Here is a 22275-nt window from a genome sequence, read left to right on the forward strand (position 1 = left end):
CGGAATGTCATGGCCGACTTACTGATTCGTGATATCGAGATATTCGACGGCACCGGGGCGGACCGGTACCGGGGTGATGTGGTGGTGAACGGCGGGCGGATCGCGCAGATCGCTCCGCCCGGCACGGTGACCGAGGCTGCCCGCATTATCGACGAGGGCGAGACCCTGGTGCTGGCGCCGGGTTTCATCGATATGCACGCCCACTCGGACCTGCACCTGCTCACCGAGCCGGGGCACTTCGCCAAACTCAGCCAGGGCATCACCACGGAGGTGATCGGCCAGGACGGGCTCTCGTACGCGCCCATCGACGACGGGGCGCTGGCCGTGGTGCGTCGTCAGATCGCCGGTTGGAACGGCAATCCCGCCGATCTCGACTTCTCCTGGCGCACTGTCGCGCAATACCTGGATCGCCTGGATTCCTCGGGCATCTCGCCCAATGCCGCCTACCTGGTGCCGCAGGGCACGCTGCGGCTCATGGTGGTGGGCAGCCAGAAGCGCGCCGCCACCGCCGCCGAGCTCGACCGGATGCGGACACTGCTCGCTCAGGCCCTGGCCGAGGGTGCGGTCGGCATGTCCAGCGGACTCACCTATACGCCCGGAATGTATGCCGACACTTCGGAACTCGCGGCCCTGTGTGAGGTGGTGGCCGCAGCGGGGGGCTTCTATGCGCCGCACACCCGCTCCTACGGCGCGGGCGCGCTCGAGGCGTACGCCGAGATGATCGAGCTGTCGCGGCGCACCGGCTGCGCCCTGCATCTCACGCACGCCACCATGAACTTCGGCGTAAACCGCGGGCGCGCACCGGAATTCCTCGCCATGGTCGACGCGGCCCTGGCGGACGGCTGCGATATCAGCCTCGATACCTATCCGTATCTCCCCGGCTCCACCACGCTTTCGGCATTGCTGCCCAGCTGGGCCATGTCCGGCGGACCCGATGCGGCGCTCGAGCGCATTGCCGACCTGCCGACCCGGCTGCGCATCGTGGCCGATGTCAATGTGAACGGCTCCGACGGCTGCCATGGCGTGGCCGTGGAGTGGGAGACCATTCAGATCAGTGGCGTCGCGAATCGGGCGCTCGATGGCTATGTCGGGCGCACCGTCAGCGAGATCGCCGCCGACCGGGATATGCCGCCGGTCGAGGTGTTCTTCGACCTGCTGACCCGAGATCAGTTGGCCACCACCATACTTCAGCATGTCGGGCACGAGGAGAACGTGCGCGCCATCATGCGGCATGCGCGGCATATGGGCGGTAGTGACGCACTGCTGGTGGGGGAGCGCCCGCATCCGCGGGCCTGGGGCACCTTCCCCCGGTACCTGGGCCGCTACTCGCGGGAGCTCGGCGTATTCGGGCTCGAGGAATGCGTCCACCACCTCACCGGCCGTCCCGCGCAGCGGCTCCGGCTGCGCGAGCGCGGACTGATCCGGCCGGGTTACGCCGCCGATCTGGTGCTGTTCGACCCGCACACGGTGGCCGATACCGCCACCTTCGACAATCCCAAGCAGCAGGCGCGCGGCATTCCCTATGTACTCGTCAATGGCGAATTCGCTCTCGACGCAGGCAAACCCACCGATGTGCGGGCCGGTCGCGCCCTGCGCATGGATTCCACTCGGAAGGAGACCCGTTGACCTCCGCCATGGACGTCATTCGAGCCGATCGTGTACTGACCGTGGTGCGGGCACCGGAGATTCCCGACCCGGCGGCGCTCGCCGAAGCGCTCGCCGGATCCGGAATCCGCGCCGTGGAACTGACTTTCACGACTCCGGGCGTGCTGGACTGTCTACGCAAGGCCGCCGATGGCGGACGCGGGGTCATGGGCGCGGGCACCGTGCGCACCGCCGAGCAGGCCGCCGCGGCCATCGACAGCGGCGCGCGATTCCTGGTGACGCCCGGGCTGTGCGCGGAGGTGGCCGAGGTGGCCACCCGGCGCGGAATCCCGGTTGTCATGGGCGCTTTGACCCCCACCGAGGTCATGCGGGCCATGGATCTGGGCGCGGCGGCGGTGAAGATCTTCCCCGCCCGCGTCTTCGGCCCCGCGTACTTCAAGGACCTGCGGGGGCCTTTTCCCGAGGCGCAATTGATCCCGTCCGGCGGGGTCAACGCCGGCAATGCCGCCGACTTCCTCGCCCAGGGCGCGGTAGCGGTCACCGCCGGTACGGATGTTGTCGCACCCGCCGATGTCGCGGCGGGGCGCTGGGCTGAAATCGCCACGCGGGCAGCATTGTTCGTTCGATCTTTGAACTGAGAGGTACACCATGGGCGCCACAGTCGACTGGCTGCGCACCACCACCCCCGGACTGCTGGTGCTCTGCGGTCTGTCCATCGCAGTCCTGCTGCTGGCGATCATTCGCATCAAGCTGGAGCCGTTCATCGCGCTGCTGCTGACCAGCCTGGGCCTGGCCCTCGCGGCGGGCCTGCCGGTGTCGAAGATCGTCGGCACCCCGATGAAATCCGGCGACTCCCTGCTGGAGACGGGCTTCGGCGGCATTCTCGGGCATATTGCCGTCATTATCGGCCTGGGCACGGTGCTCGGCGCGATCCTGGAACGCTCCGGTGGCGCCGATGTGCTCACCGACCGGCTGCTGCGGGCATTCGGGGAGAAGGGCGCGCCCGTCGCCATGGGACTGCTCGGCCTCATCTTCGGCATCCCGCTCTTCTTCGATATCGGTATCTTCGTGCTCGCCCCGCTGGTCTACGTGGCCGCCAAGCGCGGTGGCGGCTCGCTGGTGCGCTATGCCATGCCCATGGTCGCGGGCCTGTCCATGACGCACGCCTTCCTGCCGCCGCATCCGGGTCCGGTATCGCTGGGCGGACTGCTCGGCGTCAGTCTAGGCTGGCTGATTTTCATGGGATTCGTCTGCGGCATACCCGGATTCATCGCCGCCGGCATCGTGTGGGGCAGCTGGATCGGTAATCGCATCAAGGTCGAGGTGCCCGAAGAGTTCCTGGTGGCGGAGCCGGTCGGCGACGGCCCCGGCACCACCACGGCCACGGCGGTGCGCCCGCCGCCGTCGGTGGCGCTCATCGGCGGCATTATCGGAATCCCGCTGGTGCTGATTCTCGGCGCGACCTTCGGCAGTCAACTGCTGCAGGCGAATTCGCAACCTCTGGAGGTGCTCACCTTCCTCGGTACGCCCGCCGTGGCCCTGCTCATCGCCGTACTGACCGCCTTCTACGTGCTGGGTCTGCGGCGCGGGCAGACCGTGCAGGAACTGAGCACCCTCACCGCCGAATCGCTCCGGCCGGTGGGCATGCTGCTCCTGGTGGTCGGCGCGGGCGCCTTCTTCGGAAAGGTCATCTCCGCCACCGGAATCGGCTCGGCCCTGGCCCAAACCATGTCCGCCGCGGGTCTTCCCGTGATCGTGCTGGCCTACATCATCAGCTGCGGCCTGCGCATTGCTCAGGGCTCGGCCACGGTGGCCATCGTCACCACCGGCGGCATCGTCGCTCCGCTCGTGGTCGACCACGGCTACTCCCAGATGGCGCTGGCCCTGATCGCCATGTCCATTGCCGCGGGCTCGATTGTGCTGAGCCATGTCAATGACGGCGGTTTCTGGATCATTTCCAAGTTCTTCAATCTGACGGTCAAACAGACGCTGCAGACCTGGACGGTGCTCGAAACGGTGCTGTCGGTGGTGAGCTTCGCGGTGGCGGCCGTGCTCTTCGCCCTCGTGGCCTGAGCTGCACGAACGGGGGTTGGGAGACCGGTGTGACCGGGGTCTGCCAGCCCCCCGCTGTGAATGAGCTTGCACAATCGTGCATAATCATCACATGGCGGATACCTCTAGTGGACCCACGCTGCGGGTCGCGGTCGCTGGTGCGAGCGGGTACGCGGGCGGCGAAGTCCTGCGACTGCTGCTCGGACACCCAGCCTATCGAAGCGGGCGTCTCGAGATCGGGGCGCTGACCGCCGGGTCCAATGCGGGCAGCCTGCTCGGGACGCTGCAACCGCACCTGCTGCCGCTGGCCGATCGGGTGCTCGGCCCGACCACCGTCGAGGAACTGGCCGGGCACGACATCGTGTTCCTGGGCCTGCCGCACGGGCAGTCCGCGGTCATTGCCAATGCGCTGCCGGAATCGACCGTCATCATCGACTGCGGGGCCGACTTCCGGCTCACCGATGGTGCGGCCTGGGAGAAGTACTACGGCACCCCGCACGCGGGCAGCTGGCCGTACGGGCTGCCGGAACTGCCGGGCGCGCGTGAGCAATTGCGCGGGGCGACCCGGATCGCGGTGCCGGGCTGCTATCCCACGGTGTCGAGTCTCGCGCTGGCCCCGGCCATCGCCGCGGGCATTGTCGAACCGAATGTGAATGTGGTTGCCGTGAGCGGCACCTCGGGCGCGGGCCGCAAACTCGATGTGGGCCTGCTGGGTTCGGAGGTGATGGGTTCGCTGCGCGCCTACAGCATTGCGGGCGCACACCGGCACACTCCTGAGATCGCTCAGAACCTCAAGGCAGCGGGCGGAATCGACGTCGCCGTGTCCTTCACCCCGGTGCTGGCGCCGCTGCCGCGTGGCATTCTCGCCACCTGCACCGCCCCGACGCGCGTGGACGCCGCCGCGGCCCGCGCCGTCTACGAAAAAGCTTATGCCGATGAACCCTTCGTGCACCTGCTGCCGGAAGGCGTACTGCCGCAGACCGGTTCGGTTCTCGGATCCAATGCCGTCACCCTGCAGGTGGCCGTGGACGAGGCCGCCGGACTGCTGGTGGTGATCGGCGCTATCGACAATCTGGCCAAGGGCACCGCGGGCGCGGCTGTCCAATCCCTGAATCTGGCTCTCGGATTCGACGAGACCGCAGGACTTTCCACCGTAGGAGTGGCACCGTGACTTCATCCACTGTCGGCAAGCTGGTCCGGACCCAGGGCGTCACCGCGCCGCTGGGGTTCCGCGCGGCCGGTATCACGGCGGGCATCAAGGTCAGCGGAAAGCCGGATCTGGCACTGGTATTCAGTGAGGGACCGGAATATTCGGCGGCCGGCGTCTTCACCCGCAACAAGGTGAAGGCCGCGCCGGTGCTGTGGTCGCAGCAGGTGCTGAAGACCGGGCGATTGCGGGCGGTCATCCTGAATTCCGGTGGGGCCAATGCCTGTACGGGTCCCGGCGGCTTCCAGGACACGCACACCACCGCCGAGGAGCTCGCGAAGGCGCTGAGCAACTGGGGCACCGAGACCGGGGCGGGCGAGATCGCGGTCTGCTCGACGGGTCTCATCGGCGACCGGCTGCCCATGGACAAGCTGCTGCCCGCAGTCACCGAGATCGTGCACGAAATGGGTGGCGGGCTCTCCGGCGGCGCGGAGGCGGCACGGGCCATCATGACCACCGATACGGTGCCGAAAGAGGTTGCGTTCCACCATCAGGACAAGTGGAACGTGGGTGGTATGGGCAAGGGCGCGGGCATGCTCGCACCGTCGCTGGCGACCATGCTCATCGTGCTGACCACCGATGCGGTCGCCACGCCCGCACAGCTGGACGCGGCGCTGCGCAAGGCCGCCGGGCTGACCTTCGACCGCCTCGATGTCGACGGCTCCTGCTCCACCAATGACACCGTGCTGCTGCTCGCCAATGGCGCGAGTGGTGTGGCGCCCAGCCAGGACGACCTCGATGCCGCCGTGTTCGCGGTCTGCGACGATCTGGCCGAACAGCTCATGGCCGATGCCGAAGGTGTGACCAAGCGGGTGCACATCACCGTGCGCGGCGCGATCAGCGAGGACGAGGCGCTCATCGGCGCGCGTGCCCTCGCCCGCGACAGCCTGGTCAAGACGGCGTTCTTCGGTTCCGACCCCAACTGGGGCCGGGTGCTGGCGAGCATCGGCATCGCACCGATCGAGCTGGAGGCGGACAAGATTTCGGTGTCCTTCAACGGATATCCGGTGTGCGTCAACGGCATGGGCGCCCCCGGCGCACGCGAGGTGGATCTGTCCGGCGCCGATATCCAGGTGCTGGTCGACCTCGGACTCGGCGACGGTGAGGCCACCATCCGCACCACCGACCTCTCACACGGATACGTCGAAGAGAATTCGGCCTACAGCTCATGAGTTCGGTGCGCGAACAGCTTTCGGCGCTGGACAAGGCGCATGTCCTCGCCGATGCGCTGCCGTGGCTGCAGAAGTTCCGCGACAAGGTGGTGGTCGTCAAATACGGTGGTAATGCCATGGTCGACGACGAGCTCAAGCGGGCCTTCGCCGCCGATATGGCATTCCTGCGCACTGTCGGCGTGCATCCGGTAGTCGTCCACGGCGGTGGCCCGCAGATCAGCGCCATGCTGAAAAAGCTGGGCCTGCAAGGGGAATTCCGGGGCGGCTTCCGCGTCACCACACCCGAGGTGATGGATGTGGTGCGCATGGTGCTCTTCGGCCAGGTGGGCCGCGAGCTCGTCGGGCTCATCAATGCGCACGGGCCCTATGCGGTCGGCATCTCCGGTGAGGACGCGCGACTGTTCACCGCCACCCGGCGCACCGTCGACGTCGATGGCGCGCCCACCGATATAGGCCTGGTCGGTGACGTCACCGAGGTGAATCCCGACGCGGTGCTGGATCTCATTGCGGCGGGCCGCATTCCGGTGGTCTCCACCATCGCCCCCGATGCGGACGGCGTGGTGCACAACATCAATGCCGATACCGCCGCGGCCGCGCTGGCGCAGGGCATCGGCGCGGAAAAACTGGTCATCCTCACCGATGTGGAAGGCCTGTACACCGACTGGCCGGACCGGTCCTCGCTGACCACGCGCATCGATACCGACGAGCTGGCCAAGTTGCTGCCCAGCCTCGATGCGGGCATGGTGCCGAAGATGGAAGCCTGCCTGCGTGCCGTCGAAGGTGGTGTCCCGACCGCGCACGTCATCGACGGCCGGGTACCGCATTCGGTACTGCTGGAGCTGTTCACCGGGGAGGGGATCGGCACCATGGTGACCCCCGCGGGCGGCGAGAGTTCGAACGGAGTGAAGTCATGAGCACAGCCGATATTCAGCAGCGGTGGAACTCCGCACTGATGAACAACTACGGCACCCCGAAGATCGCGCTGGTGCGCGGCGCCGGCGCGGTCGTCTACGACGCCGACGGCAAGCGCTACCTCGACTTCCTCGGTGGTATCGCGGTCAACAGCCTCGGGCACGCGCATCCGGCGATTCTGGAGGCGGTCACCAATCAGCTGGGCACCCTCGGCCATGTGTCGAATCTGTATGCCAGCGAACCGGTCATCGAGCTCGCGGAACGGCTGCTCGCGCACTTCGGCGACGGGGACGGGAAGGCGTTCTTCTGCAATTCCGGCACCGAGGCCAATGAGGCCGCGTTCAAGATGGCGCGACTGACCGGTAAGACCAAGATCGTCGCGTGTGAGGAGGCGTTCCACGGGCGGACCATGGGCGCGCTGGCCCTGACCGGGCAGGCGTCCAAGCGCACGCCGTTCGAGCCCATGCCCGCCGGCGTTGTGCATGTGCCCTACGGTGACGCGCTGGCGCTCGCGGCCGCAGTCGACACCGATACTGCCGCAGTGTTTCTCGAACCCATTTTGGGGGAGAGCGGCGTGGTCATTCCGCCTGCCGACTACCTGGCCAAAGCGCGCGCCATCACCAAACAGCAAGGCGCGCTGCTGATTCTGGACGAGGTGCAGACCGGTATCGGCCGCACCGGTGCGTTCTACGCCCATCAGGCGGCGGGCATCGTGCCGGATGTGATCACCCTGGCCAAGGGCCTCGGCGGCGGCCTGCCCATCGGCGCGGTGCTCGCGCAGGGTCCGGCGGCCGAGCTGCTGCAGCCCGGTATGCACGGCACTACCTTCGGTGGCAATCCGGTCTGTGCCGCAGCGGCTTTGGCGGTGCTGCGCACCATCGACGACCAGGGTCTGCTCGCGCATGTGGAGAAGGTCGGCAAGATTCTCCTCGACGGCATCGACGATCTCGACCACCCGCTCATCGATCATGTGCGCGGTGCGGGTCTGCTCATCGGCATCCAGCTCACCGCCGACGTCTCGGCTCAGGTGGAGACGGCCGCCCGGGAGACGGGCTATCTCATCAATCCCGCCAAGCCCAATGTGATCCGGCTGGCTCCGCCGCTGGTGCTCACCGAAACCCAGGCCGACAATTTCCTGAACGACCTCCCCGGCATTCTCGACGCCGCGCAGGCCCAGGCGGAGAAGGAGAACCAGAAGTGACCATTCGCCATTTCCTGCGCGACGATGATGTGAGCCCGGCCGAACAGGCCGAAATCCTCACCATCGCAGCGGAACTGAAGAAGGCTCCGCTCTCCCTGCGTCCCCTCGACGGTCCTCGCGGCGTCGCGGTCATGTTCGAGAAGAACTCCACCCGCACCCGCTTCTCCTTCGAAATGGGCATTGCCCAGCTCGGCGGGCACGCCGTGGTCGTGGACGGTCGCGATACCCAGCTGGGTCGTGAGGAGACGCTCGCCGACACCGGCCGTGTGCTCTCGCGGTATGTCGACGCCATCGTCTGGCGCACCTTCGAGCAGACCCGTCTCGACGAAATGGCGGGCGCCGCAACCGTTCCCGTCGTGAACGCGCTCTCCAACGAGTTCCACCCCTGTCAGATCCTCGCCGATCTGCAGACGCTGCAGGAGCGCAAGGGCGACCTCGCCGGGCGCAAGCTCACCTACCTCGGTGACGGCGCGAACAATATGGCGCACTCGCTGCTGCTCGGCGGCGTCACCGCGGGGTTGAACGTAACCATCGCCGCCCCTGCGGGTTTCGAGCCGCTGCCGTGGATCGTGGAGCTCGCCCAGAAGCGCGCCGCCGAAACCGGCGCCACCATCACCTTCACCGCGGACCCGATCGCGGCCGCCGAAGGCGCCGACGCGCTCGTGACCGACACCTGGATGTCCATGGGTCAGGAGAACGACGGCCTCGACCGCGTCGCCCCCTTCCGCCCCTTCCAGGTGAACGCGGCCATGCTGGCCCACGCCGCCCCCGATGTGACCGTGCTGCACTGCCTCCCGGCGCACCGCGGCGAAGAAATCACCGACGATGTCCTCGACGGCCCGCACAGCGCGGTCTGGGACGAAGCCGAAAACCGCCTACACGCCCAGAAAGCCCTCCTGGTCTGGCTGCTCGCCAAACAGGGCGGTGCCCAGTGAGCGGTGAGCGTCGCTCGGCCGCAACAGCTCCCGTCAGATCGGGTGCGGCAATCGCCCGCACCCGAGCCGGCCGCCAGGCCCGCATCGTCGCCATCCTCTCCCAGCACGAGGTCCGCAGCCAATCCGAGCTGGCCGTCCTCCTTTCCGGCGAAGGCATCGACACCACCCAGGCCACCCTCTCCCGCGACCTGGACGAACTCGGCGCAGTGAAACTCCGCGCAGCCGACGGCGGCGCAGGCGTCTATGTCGTCCCCGAGGACGGCAGCCCCGTCAGGGGCGTAACCGGCGGCACCGAACGCCTCTCGAAGCTCCTCGGCGACCTCCTGGTCTCCACCGACTCCAGCGGCAATATCGCAGTCCTCCGCACCCCACCCGGCGCCGCCCACTTCCTGGCCAGCGCCCTGGACCGAGCGGCTCTGCCGGAGATCGTCGGCACCATAGCCGGTGACGACACCATCGCCGTCATAGCCCGCGAACCCACCACCGGCGCCGAACTAGCCACCAAAATCGAACTCCTCGCCTGAGCCAGCTTGGCTCTGGCCAGGTCTTTTCTGTTCGAAGACCCCCAGTTATGAATGGGATTGCATCATCGTGCATAATCATTTGTAGGACGCCGGGGGAACCGACCTACACGTACTAATCGAGGAGCACACGGACTATGACCAAGCGCGTCGTACTCGCCTACTCCGGCGGGCTGGACACTTCAGTCGCGATCAGCTGGATCGCCAAGGAGACCGGGGCCGAGGTGGTCGCGGTCGCGATCGACCTGGGCCAGGGCGGCGAGGACATGAACGATGTGCGCCAGCGCGCGCTCGACTGCGGAGCGGTCGAATCCATCGTGGTGGATGCGCGCGACGAGTTCGCCAATGAGTACTGCCTGCCGACCATCCAGGCGAACGCCATGTACATGGGCCGCTACCCGCTGGTCTCGGCCATCTCCCGGCCGCTGATCGTCAAGCACCTGGTCGAGGCCGCCGAATACCACGGCGCCGATACCGTCTCGCACGGTTGCACCGGCAAGGGCAACGATCAGGTCCGCTTCGAGGTCGGCATCGGCGCGCTCGCGCCCGAGCTGAAGGTCATCGCCCCGGTCCGCGACTACGCCTGGACCCGCGAGAAGGCCATCGAGTTCGCCGGCGAGAACAACCTGCCGATCAATGTCTCCAAGAAGTCGCCGTTCTCCGTCGACCAGAACCTGTGGGGCCGCGCGGTGGAAACCGGCTTCCTCGAGGATCTCTGGAATGCCCCGACCAAGGACGTCTACGACTACACCGTCGATCCGACCGTCAACTTCGAGGCGCCCGACGAGCTCATCGTCACCTTCGACAAGGGTGTTCCGGTCGCCATCGACGGCCGCCCGGTCTCCATGCTCGAGGCCATCACCGAGCTGAACCAGCGCGCCGGACGCCAGGGCGTCGGCCGTCTGGACATGGTCGAGGACCGTCTTGTCGGCATCAAGAGCCGTGAGATCTACGAGGCACCGGGCGCCATCGCCCTCATCACCGCGCACCAGGAGATGGAAGCGGTCACCGTCGAGCGCGAGCTCGGCCGCTACAAGCGTCAGGTCGAGCAGCGCTGGGGCGAGCTGGTGTACGACGGCCTGTGGTACTCGCCGCTCAAGCGTGCGCTGGACGCCTTCGTACAGGACACCCAGCAGCACGTCACCGGCGAGGTCCGCATGGTCCTGCACGGCGGCAGCGTCATCGTGAACGGCCGTCGCTCGGACGAGTCGCTCTACGACTTCAACCTGGCCACCTACGACGCCGGGGACACCTTCGACCAGTCGCTGGCCAAGGGCTTCGTGCAGATCCACGGCCTGTCCTCCAAGGTTGCGGCGCGTCGGGATCTCAGCAAGAAGTAGTAGCCTGCGACCGGGTATCCACCGGCCTGAGGAGGCGTCCATGCGAACCGATGACGACAGCTGGGACATCACGGAGAGTGTGGGCGCCACCGCCATCGGTGTCGCCGCCATGCGGGCCCACGAAACCCGGCGTGACGATGCGGTCTTCAGCGATCCGTACGCGGCGAAGCTGGTGGCCGCGGTCGGTTCGGACGGCTGGAACACGATCATGGGCGCCGGGCGGGGCGGTGGCGGCCAGACCGGCAGCAGCTTTATCAACGGCGTCATGGGTAACTTCCTGGTTGCCCGGACGCTGTATTTCGACGATTACTTCGCCAAGGCGATCACCGTCGGCATCCGGCAGTTCGTCATCCTGGCCTCCGGCTTGGATGCGCGCGCATATCGGGTGCAATGGCCCTCCGGCAGTACGGTTTTCGAACTGGATCAGCCGAAGGTGCTGGATTTCAAGTCGAAGGCGCTCGCCGACGACGTGCCTGCGGTAGATCGCCGTGAGGTGCCCATCGACCTGCGGCGGGACTGGCCGAAAGCCTTGCTCGACAAGGGTTTCGATCCCGATCAGCCGACCGCCTGGCTCGCCGAGGGCCTGCTGCGCTACCTCCCCGGCGAGGCGCAGGACCGGCTGCTCGAGAACGTGGTCGCACTGAGCGCACCCGGCAGCCGGATGGCGCTGAATATCGGCACCGGAAATCGCGCGCTGTCGAAGGAAATGCGCGAACGCCGCCGGGAAGCCTTGGCCAAGGCCGGGATTCGAGTCGATCTCGAAGAGCTCTGGTACCCGTGGGAGGGCCGCACCGACCCGCGCAGCTGGTTCGCCATGCAGCAGTGGCTGGTGCGGGAGGGCGATCCGGCGGCCCTGCTGGCGGACCACGGCCGTGTCGTCCCCGAGGCGGCGCTGCCCGATATGAGTACACACATCCTGATGACCGCGATACGACCGCGAGGAGACGACACGCTATGACCCAGGGCGGCAGCACCAATGAGGGCGCGCTGTGGGGCGGACGATTCGCGTCCGGCCCGGCCGCGGCAATGGCCGCGCTGAGCAAGTCGACCCACTTCGACTGGGTGCTGGCGCCCTACGACGTCCGCGCTTCCAAAGCCCATGCGCGCGTGCTGCACAAGGCCGGGCTGCTGTCCGAGGGTGATCTGGCCGCGATGTTGACCGGACTCGATCAGCTCGCCGCCGACGTGGCTTCGGGCGCCTACGCCCCCGCCGAATCCGATGAGGACGTGCACGGCGCCCTGGAGCGCGGTCTGATCGAACGTGTCGGCACCGAACTCGGTGGCCGCCTGCGTGCCGGTCGTTCGCGAAACGATCAGGTGGCCACGCTCTTCCGCATGTGGCTGCGCGATGCCGTGCGCCGGGTGGCCGAGGGTGTCCTCGAGGTGGTCGACGCCCTGGTCGCCCAGGCAGCCGCGCATCCGGACGCCGTCATGCCGGGCAAGACGCACCTGCAGGCCGCGCAGCCGGTCTTGCTCGCGCATCACCTGCTGGCGCACGCGCATCCGCTGCTGCGCGATATCGATCGCCTGCGCGACTTCGACAAGCGTGCCGCCATCTCCCCGTACGGTTCGGGCGCGCTCGCCGGTTCCTCGCTGGGCCTGGATCCGGAGGCGATCGCCGCCGACCTGGATTTCGATGCGGCAGCGGCCAATTCGATCGACGCCACCTCCTCGCGCGATTTCGCCGCCGAGGCGGCCTTCGTGCTGGCCATGACCGCCGTCGACCTCTCCCGCATGGCGGAGGAGGTAATCATCTGGAGCACACCGGAATTCGGCTACATCACGCTCGCCGACGCCTGGTCCACCGGCTCCTCGATCATGCCGCAGAAGAAGAACCCGGACGTCTCCGAGCTCACCCGCGGTAAGGCCGGCCGCCTCATCGGCAACCTCACCGGCCTGCTCGCCACGCTGAAGGCCCAGCCCCTCGCCTACAACCGTGACCTGCAGGAAGACAAGGAGCCGCTGTTCGATTCGGTGGCTCAGCTGGAGCTGCTGCTCCCCGCCATCGCCGGCCTGGTCTCCACCCTGACCTTCCACACCGACCGCATGGCCGAGCTGGCCCCCGCCGGTTTCACCCTCGCCACCGATATTGCCGAATGGCTTGTCCGCCAGGGTGTTCCGTTCCGCGTCGCGCACGAGGCCGCCGGCGGCTGCGTCCGCGCCGCCGAAGCTCGCGGCGTCGGCCTCGACGAACTCACCGATGCCGAATTCGCCGCCGTCGACCCGAACCTGACCCCCCGGGTCCGTGACGTCCTCACCGTCGAAGGCTCCATCGCCTCCCGCAACGCCCGCGGCGGCACCGCCGGGGTCCAGGTGGCCAAGCAACTCGAGGAAGTCCGCAGCACCGCCGCCGACCACCGCACCTGGCTGCGCTGAACCCGGCGAAAACCCGTAGCCATCGCCGGATGCGACGGCTACGGTTCGCTGGTGTCCAAGCGGGAAGCACGGCTACAGGCCGAGATCCAGCCGTTCCTGAAGCAGTACGGTCGTGTGTCGCGGCGGTGCTACGGCGGTGACCCGAACGACCGGCACTACGACCGGGCTTTCGAGGCGGAGCTCAAACGGCTCGACCCACGTGAATTGGACCGGCTGATGAACGGTACAGACGAAGACGGTCGCTGATCATCCTGTACGAACGACGAATGCCCGCCGCAAGAAGCGGCGGGCATTCGTGATTCGAGGTGCGGGCTGGGGTCAGCCTTTGACGAAATTCAGGCGCTTGTTGGCGGGGATGGCGTTGCGGTCCGGGGCGCGGACCGGGCCGGTGTCGGACTGCTTGCGGGCGGGCTTGCCCCGGCGTTCGCGGCGCGACATCGGCCGGTCGGCGGCGGGGGTCTCGGAATCGACTGCTTGCGGTTCCGGGCTTGCGGTTTGGTCAGACACGAGGTCCTCCTGAGGGAGTGTGACCGATTCACCGGGGGTGGCCGGTCGAGATCGGAGTGCCGCGTAGCGGCGGGAAATCGGCGTTCGGAGCCGGAAAGGTGCGAAGGCTCAGCGGAAGCGCTGACAATTCGGCACGAGTGCGCTCTCTGTGGTTCAGCGCTGAGGCGGCTCAGAAGTGCGGTGGCATCCACATGCCGTCTACGGTAACCATACGGCGTCGTGGCAGGCTTCTCATTTCGGGCCCTGCGCGCCCGATATTCTGCCGGCATGACCTTGTTGTTTCTGGGAATGGCCATAGCCTTCGAGGTGACGGCCACGGTGTCGCTGAAGATCTCCGACGGATTCAGCAAACTGGTGCCGTCGATCATTGTGGTGATCGGCTACGCGGCGGCATTCGTCTTCCTGTCGCAGGCGCTCAAACGGGGGATGGCGATCGGGGTCGCGTACGGCATCTGGTCGGCCGTGGGTGTGGTGGCGGTGGCGACCATCGGTGCGCTGTTCCTGGATGAGCGCCTGACGCTGGTGCAGGTCGGCGGGATCGGGCTGGTGATCGTGGGGGTGCTCGCGCTGGAACTCGGTGGGGCGCACTGAGTCTCTTCAATGCGCACTGATCAATGCGCACTGAGTTCCAGCGTGCTCAATCCTGTACGCGCAGTGTGTATCCCGCATCCGCGAGTGCGGTGAGCACCTCGTCGCGATGGGCGGGCCCGCGGGTTTCCAAGGTCAGCAGTACCTCGACCTCGTCGATGGCAAGCCAGGTGTCGGTGCGCGAATGGACCACATCGAGCACGCTCGCGCCGGTACGGCCGAGCTCGGCGAGCAGTCCGCCGAGACTGCCGGGGCGGTCGGAGATGGTGACGCGGGCGGCGAGATAGCGGCCCGCGGCGCTCAACCCGTGGCCGATCACCCGGGTCAGCAGCAGCGGGTCGATATTGCCACCGGAGAGAATCGCGCACACCGGACCCTGCAGATCGAGCTCGTCCAGATCGCAGGCCATGAGCGCGGCGACCGCAGCGGCTCCCGCCGGTTCGACAATGAGTTTGGCGCGTTCCATACACAGCAGCAGCGCCCGGGACAGCGCATCCTCGTCGACGGTCAGGATGGTCGGCGCGCATTCGACAATGTGCCCGAACGGCACCTCACCGGGCTGCCCCACGGCAATACCGTCGGCCATGGTGACCATGTGCGCCAATCGAATCGGCTTCCCGGCCTCCAGCGATCCGGGCCAGGCCGCCGCACCCGAAGCCTGCACGCCGATCACCCGCACCTGCGGAGCCAGCTGCTGCAGCGCCCCAGCGACGCCCGCGAGCAATCCGCCGCCGCCGGTGGGAACGATGACCGTGCCGACCTCCGGGAGCTGCTCCAGGATTTCCAGCGCCACCGTCCCCTGTCCGGCCACGATATCGGGATGGTCGAACGGATGGACCAGTGTCGCCCCGGTCTGCTCGGCGAATTCCCGTGCTGCCATGAGTGATTCGTCGATGGTATCGCCGACCTGATGCACCGTGGCTCCATATGCCTTGGTGGCCACCAGTTTCGGCAGAGCCGCACCGACCGGCATGAACACCGTCGACTCGATGCCCAATGACGTTGCCGCCCAGGCCACTCCCTGTGCGTGATTGCCCGCGCTGGCCGCCACCACGCCCCGCCGCCGTTCGGCCTCCGGCAGGTTGGCAATGCGGTTGTAGGCCCCGCGCGGTTTGAACGACCCGGTCCGCTGCAGGTTCTCGCATTTGAGCCAGACCTCGTGCCCGGTGCGCTCCGCCATTACCCGCGATGCCACCATCGGGGTCCGGCGGATGACCGGTGCCAAGAGGTTTGCCGCCGCGTCGATCCGTGCGATCAGGTCCATGGCGCCATGCTGCCAGGTGTCAACCGGCCTGTCTCGTCCCCGCCCGCCCGCGCCGCGCCACGCGTATGGACCCGGCGACGCCGCGCAATCCCGGGCCGAGACCACCTCCCGAGCTATCTTCTGACCGATCGAGCTCCTGCCCGATTTCGCGCTGACCTGCTCTGATGCTCCGCTCGACCACCGGGAGAGGGAAGCTGTGCCGAATGCAGTGAAGATCGTGACCGCACTCGCCGTTGCCACCGCTTTGAGCACGGTCCCGATCGCGACGTCCGATGCCGCGGTGGTCCCGACCATCGGCAGCTGTTCCGGCGGCGATTTCCGCTGGACCGCCGTGGACGGCGCGATCGGCATGTCACCCCGGCAGCTCACCTTCACCTCGGTCGGCAGGCTGTGGGATTGCCTCGGCGTCCCGGGCATTACCGGCGGCACCTTCACCGGAGTTCATGTGGCCGTATCGGATTGCATGCATCCGGCGGACGGTCCGCTCACCGTCGACATCCTCTGGTCGGACGGCGAGACGAGCAAATTGTGGGGCCCGTGGCCGGTAGGAATGATGCAACCCACGATCGGCCCGATGGAGGTGGTCGGCGGTCTCGGCCAGGGCGGTCGCGTCCGAGTGGTCGCCGAATACGAGATGATGACGCCCGATATGGTCATGGGCTGCATGGGCCTCGGCGTCACCACCGGCCCGGGCCGGTTGTCCGCCAGTATGTGGTGAAAACTCCCCGCAACTTTTCCTGGTTGTGACACCACCGACCGAGAAAACCAACACTGGAAACCTACCGTGGCGGTATGCCCCCACGCCGACGCTCCGCCCTGCTGGCCACCCTGGTGGTCGACCAACCGGGTCGACCGCAGATCATTCTCGGTGAATTGCGCCGGGTGATTCTGGACGGCGCAGCCCCGCCGGGCACCGTGATTCCGCTGCGTGAGATCGCGGAACTGTTCGGTGTGAGCCATATTCCGGTGCGCGAGGCGCTCAAGATCTTGATCGGGGAGGGCCTGGTCACGCACGAACAGCACGCCGGATACGCCGTCGCCCAGTTGACCGCCGCCGAACTGCGCGAAATGTATATCGTGCGGCAGACCTTGGAGGAGGCGGCGCTGAGCATGGCGGCGCTGCATGCCTCCGCCGCGGATCGGGCAGCGCTGGTGGCGGCGAACGAGTTGCTGGAGAAGGCGATTCACGATGACGATCCGGTCACCTACCATCGGCAGTCTCGGGTCTTCCATCTCGCCCTGACCCGGCCCTCGCGCCTGTTCCGCCTCATCCACATGCTCGAGGCAGCCTGGAATGTCACCGAGCCGATCCAGCCCATGGTGCACGTATCGCACGCGGACCGGGAACGCCTGCACGGCGATCACAATCTCATGCTCGATGCGTTCCTGGACCGCGATGTGGATCGGCTGCTCGCCATCGCCCGGCGGCATCACCTGCGGCTGGAGCAGGTGATCTCCACACTGCCCACCGACACCGGATTACTGATGGCCCCGGAAGATATATCGATCCCGAAATAAGGGGGCAATGGAGGTGCAATGGCGGGGCAACGGCCCGTTCCTACCTTGAGCCCACCATTGCTCTTCGGATCGGATGCGCCATGACCGATATCGCCACACCCGTCACGGCGGACACACCCCCCACGGTGACCGCCCCAGTTTACGACCCCGCGCTCACCAATGAGGACCTGGCCCCACTGCGCGAACAGCGTTGGGGCTCATACCATATCTTCGCCTTCTGGATGTCGGATGTGCACAGCGTCGGCGGCTACGTCACCGCGGGCAGTCTGTTCGCGCTCGGCCTGGCCGGCTGGCAGGTGCTCGCCGCACTGCTGGTCGGCATCACCATCGTCTACTTCCTGTGCAATCTGGTGGCCGCGCCCAGCCAGCGGACCGGTGTGCCCTATCCGGTCATGTGCCGCAGCGCCTTCGGAGTACGAGGCGCGAATATTCCGGCCATTATTCGCGGCCTGATCGCGGTGGCCTGGTACGGGATTCAGACCTACTTGGCCTCGGCGGCGCTGATTGTGGTTGCCGTCAAACTGTTCCCGAGCCTGGCGCCGTATGCCGTCTCCTCCGATTATGGGTTCCTCGGCCTGTCGCTGCTGGGCTGGTGCGCCTACCTGGTGCTCTGGGTGGTGCAGGCGGCGGTGTTCTGGCAGGGCATGGAGTCCATTCGCCGGTTCATCGACTTCTGCGGTCCCGCAGTGTATGTCGTGATGTTCGCGCTCTGCGGTTACCTGATCTACAAGGCCGGCTGGGGTTCGATCAATCTGCAACTCGGTTCGGTGAAGTACCACGGCTGGGATGCGCTGCCGGTGGTGCTGGGCGCGATCGCCCTGGTGGTGTCCTACTTCTCCGGCCCCATGCTGAATTTCGGCGACTTCTCCCGCTACGCCAAGTCCATGCCGGCGGTGCGCCGCGGCAATCTGCTCGGGCTGCCGGTCAACTTCCTGGCCTTCTCACTGCTCGTGGTGATCACCGCCTCGCTGACCATTCCGGTCTACGGCAAGCTCATCACCGATCCGGTGGAGACGGTGTCGCGCATCGATTCCACCTTCGCCATTGTGCTCGGCGCGCTGACCTTCACCATCGCGACCGTCGGCATCAATATCGTCGCCAACTTCATCTCCCCGGCCTTCGACTTCTCCCATGTCAGCCCGCAGCGCATCAGCTGGCGCATGGGCGGCATGATCGCGGCCGTCGGCTCGGTGCTCATCACCCCGTGGAATCTGTACAACAATCCCGAGGTCATCCACTACACGCTGGAGACCCTGGGCGCGTTCATCGGCCCGCTGTTCGGTGTGCTGATCGCCGATTACTACCTGATCCGCAAGCGCAAGATCGTGGTGGACGATCTGTTCACACTGTCGGAGACCGGAAGCTACTGGTACCGAAAGGGATTCAACCCGGTCGCCGTGATCGCCACGGTGGTGGGCGCGGCCGCCGCGGTCTTCCCGGTATTGGCCAAGGATGTGAGCGGTATGTACACCGCAGCCCAGTACAGCTGGTTCATCGGCTGTGTTCTGGCGTTCGCTGTCTACTACGGCCTGGCGAAGAGTTCGCGATTCGCCATGACCGTATGAGTGTGTCCGCAGCCACATAATCCGCGCCGTCAGAAGCGGCGAGCGGGAGCGGGTCACCGTCGAAGTCATTGCGCGGCAGGTGAATGCCTCCGGCAACTAGGCGACCGAGACGGTGTCCCGGCTCTGGCCGCCGGAATACGCGTAGTCAGCGACCGGAGGTGTACGCCCGGTCGGCGAGCTCGATGACCTGAGCCAGCCACGGTGTGTAACCGCCCGGTGCGGCGGCGACCGCGGTGCGCAGTTCGCCGACGGTCACCCAGGCGATATCGTCGATCTCGTCCGGATTCGGCTTCGGCGCCTGCCCGACCAGCCGCCCGATCAGCACATGATCGAACTCATGCTCGACCCGCCCGGTCCGCCCATCCGCCGCCTGATAGCTGAAGGTGCCGACCTCGGTCAGCTCGGCCGACACTCCCAGCTCCTCACCCAGCCGCACGGCGGCGGCCGCGGCCACCGCCTGCCCGGGTGCGGGATGCCCGCAGCAGGTATTGGTCCACAGCCGCGGGAAGCGGGTTTTCACCGCGGCCCGCTGCTGCAGCAGAACCCGCCCGTCCGCGTCGAACAGCAGCACCGAGAACGCTCGGTGCAGCCGGCCCGGCGCGGTGTGGGCCGCTGCCACGGCCAGCGATCCGGCCGCGCGGCCCTGCTCGTCCACGAGCTCGACGAGCAGGGCTTCACGGTCGACTGCCGGGGTGGCGTCGGAAGTGTCGAGAGTGCCGGTCACCGGCCTACCTTATCGGCGGTAATCATCAGGTACTGGAAGCTGCCCTCCCTGTACGAGGTCAGGAAGGGCTTCTCCACGCCGGTGGCCAGCTCGGAATGGGTGCGCAGTTCCCAGTACGGAATGGTCGCCGGGGTGAGGTCGGTGACCGCGACCGGCACCAGATTATTGGCGGCGAGCGCCTTGAAGTACTCGCTGCGCGGATGGATATTGCAGCCGTAGTGCGCGTCGATCCAGCTCACCGACGCCGAGCGCGCGCCGAACACATCATTGGAGCAACCGGTGATGCAGACATAGCGCCCGCCGGGCTCCAGCAGCCGGGAGAACTCGGCGAAGAGCTCGAAAAGGTCCACGTACATGGTGGTTTCATTGGTCCAGATCCCGCGCATGGACCCGGCCTCGAAGCCGGTGTCGAGCATATTCTTGAAGTGGAACTGCACCCTGTCGGTGACGCCGCGTTCGGCGGCCTGATCGTTCGCGAAGCCGGCCTGGTATTCGGAGATGGTGACGCCGTCCATCCGGCAGCCGAAACGCTGGTTGGCCATGAAGCTGGTACCGCCGCGTCCGGAGCCGCCGTCCATGAGCCGATCACCGGGGCGCACATCACCGAGCTGACCGAGCAGGACGTCGGCCTGTGCGGTTTCGAGGCGGTGCAATTCCCTGACGAGGCGCTCCTGGCGAGTGTCCTCGGCGCCCTCCAGGACCGACAGGTCCGGCTCGCCGATGCCGTAGTGGTGATGGTAGAGCCCGTCCACCTCACCGAGCACGGTGTTCACTCGATCGTCATTGGGGTTGTTGTTCCAGTACGCGGCGACCGACTTCTGATAGTCGGTGTGCAGCACGCGCTCGGATTCGGGGCGGAACGTGGTCATGGCAGATCATCCTCTCGATCGCTGAGTGCAGATGAGGAGCTGAAAAACCCTGGAGATCAGACGCTTTCGTTGTAGCGCCGACTGTCGGCATGCCAGGCGCGATTGCCGCCCATCCAGGCCCACAGGCCGCCCAGGAAACGGCGCAGTTCCGCGGAACCGCCCGCGGCGAGTGCACCCGCCTCCGCTTCGAAGCGGTGCACCAGTTCATCGTGCACCTGCGCGGTGCGCTGTACCGCTTCCCGGCGTGAGCACTTCTCCTCGGCCGCCAGGACGGTCGGCAGATTGAATTCCCTTCCACCGGAAAGGTCTTCGCGTGCCATCGAGTACAGGTCGTTCACCATCTGGCTGGCCAGTGCGGCCGTGGTCACCACCCGCCGGACTCGGGGGTCGGTGTATTCGGCGGCCGGCAATTCGTATCCGCCGACCGCATCGATGGGTGCCATACACGGCAGGAAGCTGTGCGGCTGCCGGTTGAGCAGGTACTCCCAGACCGGCGGCATCCGCCCGGCCTCCCGCCAGCCGGCCTCCGCGCACAGCGCGATGAACCAGCCGGCGATCTCCGTCCGCAGCCGGGCGACCTGGGTGGGGGAGGCGTACCGGGACAGATGTTCGAAGGAGGTGCGGAAGGCCCGCAGAATCGGATCACTCTGCATGGCCTTTTCGACCTGCGCCTGATACTGGATCGGCAGGTGCACCGGATCCATTGCGGCGGCTGCCAATTCGAGCCGGGGCCCGAGTTCCGCTGTCGCACTGGAGTGACTGCCGTCCGGTGCGATATCGCTGGCGTCCTCCTCGCAGTAGTAGTCGTCCACCGACCACTCCGATACGGCGCATTTGGCGGCTGCCAGCAGCCGGTCCGCGTCATTGCAGTCCGGATGCGCCAGCATGATCAAACGCCCGAAATCGGCCTTGCGCAGATCGTCCAATCGGCCCTCGTACAGCCCGATCTCCTGTGCCCAGGCGATGATTCCGGTATTGACCGCCGCCGCGAGCGCGGGATCGTCCCGTACCGGAGGCGGGCAGTACAGCGTCGGAATCGCCGACCCCGCCGACTGCGTCCGCAGCGCGGACGCGGTGCCGATTCCGCTGGGGCCGTGCGAAATCGGCCGCGTGCGGGTCCGCACCGCACCGTTTTCGATCGGCGGAGCCACCCCCGCCGCCGGTGCGGCAGCGGGGGCGACGAGCGGCCCGGGCCGAGTCGTGGCGAGATCCGAAGCGCTGGGTGCTGCCACTCCCGGGGTGCTCGGCACTACCGCGCCGGGCGTTTTCGCTCCCGGAGCGGGTGCTGCTCCGGCCGGTCGGCGGGCCGCCGATAATGCTCCGAGTCCCTTGGGGCCGAGCGGGATTCGCCCCGCCGCAGTGCCGGCCGCCGCCGATGAGCTTGTGGCCGTCGGCGTGTTTTTTCCCACCGGCGCGCTGGTTCGCGCCGCTGAGCCCGCTCCCGTCGGCGGGCTGGTTGCGACCCGTCCGGTGGCTTTCGGTGCCCCGGTCCGCGCCGGGACAGGTGGTGCGGGCACGGATCCCGCGCTGTTCGCCCGGGGTATCGGGCGAAGTGGTTGCCCGGCACCGGGTTTCGGTGGTGCGGGCCGCAGCGCCGGCACCGCGCCCCCGGCGGGTGCGCTCGGATGTGATGCCTGATCGGCGATCCCTGCGATCGCCTCGAGCGTGGGCAGATTCACCAGCAGGCTCGCGGACCCCAATCCCATGGGCCCGAGTAGCCGTTTGGGCGAGAGATGCGCCTCGGCGGCATCCGATTCGCCCAGTCGTGGATCATCCAGTGCGCCACCGGAATCAGGGGCCTCCGGGAGCAGGAGGGTGGACGGCGCATTCGGATCGAAGGAATTCAGCAGCGCGGCGACCGCCGCCGCCACCTCGTGGGTGGCGGGCGGCGCCGCGGCGCGTGAGAGCACCGACATGGC

General features: G+C 67.2%; 22 protein-coding genes. 17 read left to right on the forward strand and 5 right to left on the reverse strand.

Going from position 1 to position 22275, the window contains the following annotated elements; genetic code table 11:
• Positions 1–9: 9 nt before the first annotated feature.
• From JWN03_RS01645 to JWN03_RS01705, 13 genes are all read left to right on the forward strand, one after another.
• Entirely contained in the window at positions 10–1626 is a 1617-nt protein-coding gene (locus tag JWN03_RS01645; RefSeq protein ID WP_297608560.1) for an N-acyl-D-amino-acid deacylase family protein, read from the forward strand.
• Positions 1627–1634: 8 nt separating this feature from the next.
• On the forward strand, positions 1635–2243 hold the full coding sequence (locus tag JWN03_RS01650) for a bifunctional 4-hydroxy-2-oxoglutarate aldolase/2-dehydro-3-deoxy-phosphogluconate aldolase (RefSeq protein ID WP_297608636.1): 609 nt from the start codon (positions 1635–1637) through the stop codon (positions 2241–2243).
• Positions 2244–2253: 10 nt separating this feature from the next.
• Entirely contained in the window at positions 2254–3678 is a 1425-nt protein-coding gene (locus JWN03_RS01655; RefSeq protein ID WP_297608563.1) for a GntP family permease, read from the forward strand.
• Positions 3679–3769: 91 nt separating this feature from the next.
• Positions 3770–4828, forward strand: coding sequence for an N-acetyl-gamma-glutamyl-phosphate reductase (argC, locus tag JWN03_RS01660; RefSeq protein WP_297608565.1), 1059 nt, complete (start codon positions 3770–3772; stop codon positions 4826–4828).
• Positions 4783–6036 (forward strand): bifunctional glutamate N-acetyltransferase/amino-acid acetyltransferase ArgJ, encoded by a 1254-nt coding sequence (gene argJ / locus JWN03_RS01665; RefSeq protein ID WP_441342922.1) that lies wholly within the window; start codon positions 4783–4785, stop codon positions 6034–6036. Before argC ends, argJ begins: the two co-directional genes overlap by 46 nt.
• Complete coding sequence (argB, locus tag JWN03_RS01670) at positions 6033–6950, forward strand: acetylglutamate kinase (RefSeq protein ID WP_297608570.1); 918 nt, start codon at positions 6033–6035, stop codon at positions 6948–6950. The genes argJ and argB overlap by 4 nt, the downstream gene beginning before the upstream one ends.
• Positions 6947–8149, forward strand: a complete 1203-nt coding sequence (locus JWN03_RS01675) for an acetylornithine transaminase (protein ID WP_297608573.1) — start codon at positions 6947–6949, stop codon at positions 8147–8149. The genes argB and JWN03_RS01675 overlap by 4 nt, the downstream gene beginning before the upstream one ends.
• A complete protein-coding gene (gene argF, locus JWN03_RS01680; protein ID WP_297608576.1) occupies positions 8146–9084 on the forward strand; it encodes an ornithine carbamoyltransferase in 939 nt (312 codons plus the stop codon). Before JWN03_RS01675 ends, argF begins: the two co-directional genes overlap by 4 nt.
• The gene (locus JWN03_RS01685; RefSeq protein ID WP_297608579.1) at positions 9081–9608 is read left to right on the forward strand and encodes an arginine repressor; all 528 of its coding nucleotides are present in this window, start codon (positions 9081–9083) and stop codon (positions 9606–9608) included. Before argF ends, JWN03_RS01685 begins: the two co-directional genes overlap by 4 nt.
• A 134-nt stretch (positions 9609–9742) precedes the next feature.
• Positions 9743–10945, forward strand: a complete 1203-nt coding sequence (locus JWN03_RS01690) for an argininosuccinate synthase (protein WP_297608582.1) — start codon at positions 9743–9745, stop codon at positions 10943–10945.
• Positions 10946–10985: 40 nt separating this feature from the next.
• Positions 10986–11903 (forward strand): SAM-dependent methyltransferase, encoded by a 918-nt coding sequence (locus JWN03_RS01695; protein WP_297608584.1) that lies wholly within the window; start codon positions 10986–10988, stop codon positions 11901–11903.
• Entirely contained in the window at positions 11900–13321 is a 1422-nt protein-coding gene (gene argH, locus JWN03_RS01700) for an argininosuccinate lyase (protein WP_297608587.1), read from the forward strand. The genes JWN03_RS01695 and argH overlap by 4 nt, the downstream gene beginning before the upstream one ends.
• A 51-nt stretch (positions 13322–13372) precedes the next feature.
• Positions 13373–13567: a hypothetical protein gene (locus JWN03_RS01705; RefSeq protein WP_297608589.1), complete on the forward strand. Its 195-nt coding sequence runs from the start codon at positions 13373–13375 to the stop codon at positions 13565–13567.
• Between the two features lie 72 nt (positions 13568–13639).
• On the opposite strand, the gene JWN03_RS01710 is transcribed toward JWN03_RS01705, so the two are convergent.
• Entirely contained in the window at positions 13640–13828 is a 189-nt protein-coding gene (locus JWN03_RS01710; protein ID WP_297608592.1) for a hypothetical protein, read from the reverse strand.
• Positions 13829–14095: 267 nt separating this feature from the next.
• Here JWN03_RS01710 and JWN03_RS01715 point away from each other — a divergent pair, with 267 nt between their 5' ends.
• Positions 14096–14419, forward strand: coding sequence for a DMT family transporter (locus JWN03_RS01715; protein WP_297608594.1), 324 nt, complete (start codon positions 14096–14098; stop codon positions 14417–14419).
• A 46-nt stretch (positions 14420–14465) separates the two neighbouring features.
• Here the strand turns inward: JWN03_RS01715 and ilvA are convergent, their stop codons facing one another.
• The gene (gene ilvA / locus JWN03_RS01720; RefSeq protein WP_297608596.1) at positions 14466–15680 is read right to left on the reverse strand and encodes a threonine ammonia-lyase; all 1215 of its coding nucleotides are present in this window, start codon (positions 15678–15680) and stop codon (positions 14466–14468) included.
• Between the two features lie 196 nt (positions 15681–15876).
• On the opposite strand from ilvA, the gene JWN03_RS01725 reads away from it, so the two are divergent.
• From JWN03_RS01725 to JWN03_RS01735, 3 genes are all read left to right on the forward strand, one after another.
• Positions 15877–16398, forward strand: a complete 522-nt coding sequence (locus JWN03_RS01725) for a hypothetical protein (protein ID WP_297608599.1) — start codon at positions 15877–15879, stop codon at positions 16396–16398.
• Positions 16399–16472: 74 nt separating this feature from the next.
• Entirely contained in the window at positions 16473–17198 is a 726-nt protein-coding gene (locus JWN03_RS01730) for a GntR family transcriptional regulator (protein ID WP_297608602.1), read from the forward strand.
• An 80-nt stretch (positions 17199–17278) separates the two neighbouring features.
• Positions 17279–18763: an NCS1 family nucleobase:cation symporter-1 gene (locus JWN03_RS01735; RefSeq protein WP_297608605.1), complete on the forward strand. Its 1485-nt coding sequence runs from the start codon at positions 17279–17281 to the stop codon at positions 18761–18763.
• Positions 18764–18908: 145 nt separating this feature from the next.
• On the opposite strand, the gene idi is transcribed toward JWN03_RS01735, so the two are convergent.
• The 3 genes from idi to JWN03_RS01750 are packed head-to-tail and all read right to left on the reverse strand — an operon-like array spanning position 18909 to position 22272.
• On the reverse strand, positions 18909–19487 hold the full coding sequence (gene idi / locus JWN03_RS01740) for an isopentenyl-diphosphate Delta-isomerase (protein WP_297608608.1): 579 nt from the start codon (positions 19485–19487) through the stop codon (positions 18909–18911).
• A complete protein-coding gene (locus JWN03_RS01745) occupies positions 19484–20356 on the reverse strand; it encodes a geranyl diphosphate 2-C-methyltransferase (protein WP_297608611.1) in 873 nt (290 codons plus the stop codon). Before JWN03_RS01745 ends, idi begins: the two co-directional genes overlap by 4 nt.
• 56 nt (positions 20357–20412) lie before the next feature.
• Positions 20413–22272, reverse strand: coding sequence for a family 2 encapsulin nanocompartment cargo protein terpene cyclase (locus JWN03_RS01750; protein ID WP_297608615.1), 1860 nt, complete (start codon positions 22270–22272; stop codon positions 20413–20415).
• Positions 22273–22275 lie beyond the last annotated feature (3 nt).

It is taken from the genome of Nocardia sp. (genome assembly GCF_025465275.1).
Lineage (GTDB): Bacteria > Actinomycetota > Actinomycetes > Mycobacteriales > Mycobacteriaceae > Nocardia.

Coding starts and splice junctions, on each gene's coding strand:
- JWN03_RS01690 (WP_297608582.1), top strand. CDS start 9,743: ATGACCAAGCGCGTCGTACTCGCCTACTCCGGCGGGCTGGACACTTCA.
- JWN03_RS01750 (WP_297608615.1), bottom strand. CDS start 22,272: ATGTCGGTGCTCTCACGCGCCGCGGCGCCGCCCGCCACCCACGAGGTG.
- JWN03_RS01675 (WP_297608573.1), top strand. CDS start 6,947: ATGAGCACAGCCGATATTCAGCAGCGGTGGAACTCCGCACTGATGAAC.
- argB (WP_297608570.1), top strand. CDS start 6,033: ATGAGTTCGGTGCGCGAACAGCTTTCGGCGCTGGACAAGGCGCATGTC.
- JWN03_RS01745 (WP_297608611.1), bottom strand. CDS start 20,356: ATGACCACGTTCCGCCCCGAATCCGAGCGCGTGCTGCACACCGACTAT.
- JWN03_RS01650 (WP_297608636.1), top strand. CDS start 1,635: ATGGACGTCATTCGAGCCGATCGTGTACTGACCGTGGTGCGGGCACCG.
- JWN03_RS01730 (WP_297608602.1), top strand. CDS start 16,473: ATGCCCCCACGCCGACGCTCCGCCCTGCTGGCCACCCTGGTGGTCGAC.
- JWN03_RS01655 (WP_297608563.1), top strand. CDS start 2,254: ATGGGCGCCACAGTCGACTGGCTGCGCACCACCACCCCCGGACTGCTG.
- argC (WP_297608565.1), top strand. CDS start 3,770: ATGGCGGATACCTCTAGTGGACCCACGCTGCGGGTCGCGGTCGCTGGT.
- JWN03_RS01715 (WP_297608594.1), top strand. CDS start 14,096: ATGACCTTGTTGTTTCTGGGAATGGCCATAGCCTTCGAGGTGACGGCC.
- ilvA (WP_297608596.1), bottom strand. CDS start 15,680: ATGGACCTGATCGCACGGATCGACGCGGCGGCAAACCTCTTGGCACCG.
- JWN03_RS01695 (WP_297608584.1), top strand. CDS start 10,986: ATGCGAACCGATGACGACAGCTGGGACATCACGGAGAGTGTGGGCGCC.
- JWN03_RS01645 (WP_297608560.1), top strand. CDS start 10: ATGGCCGACTTACTGATTCGTGATATCGAGATATTCGACGGCACCGGG.
- JWN03_RS01735 (WP_297608605.1), top strand. CDS start 17,279: ATGACCGATATCGCCACACCCGTCACGGCGGACACACCCCCCACGGTG.
- argH (WP_297608587.1), top strand. CDS start 11,900: ATGACCCAGGGCGGCAGCACCAATGAGGGCGCGCTGTGGGGCGGACGA.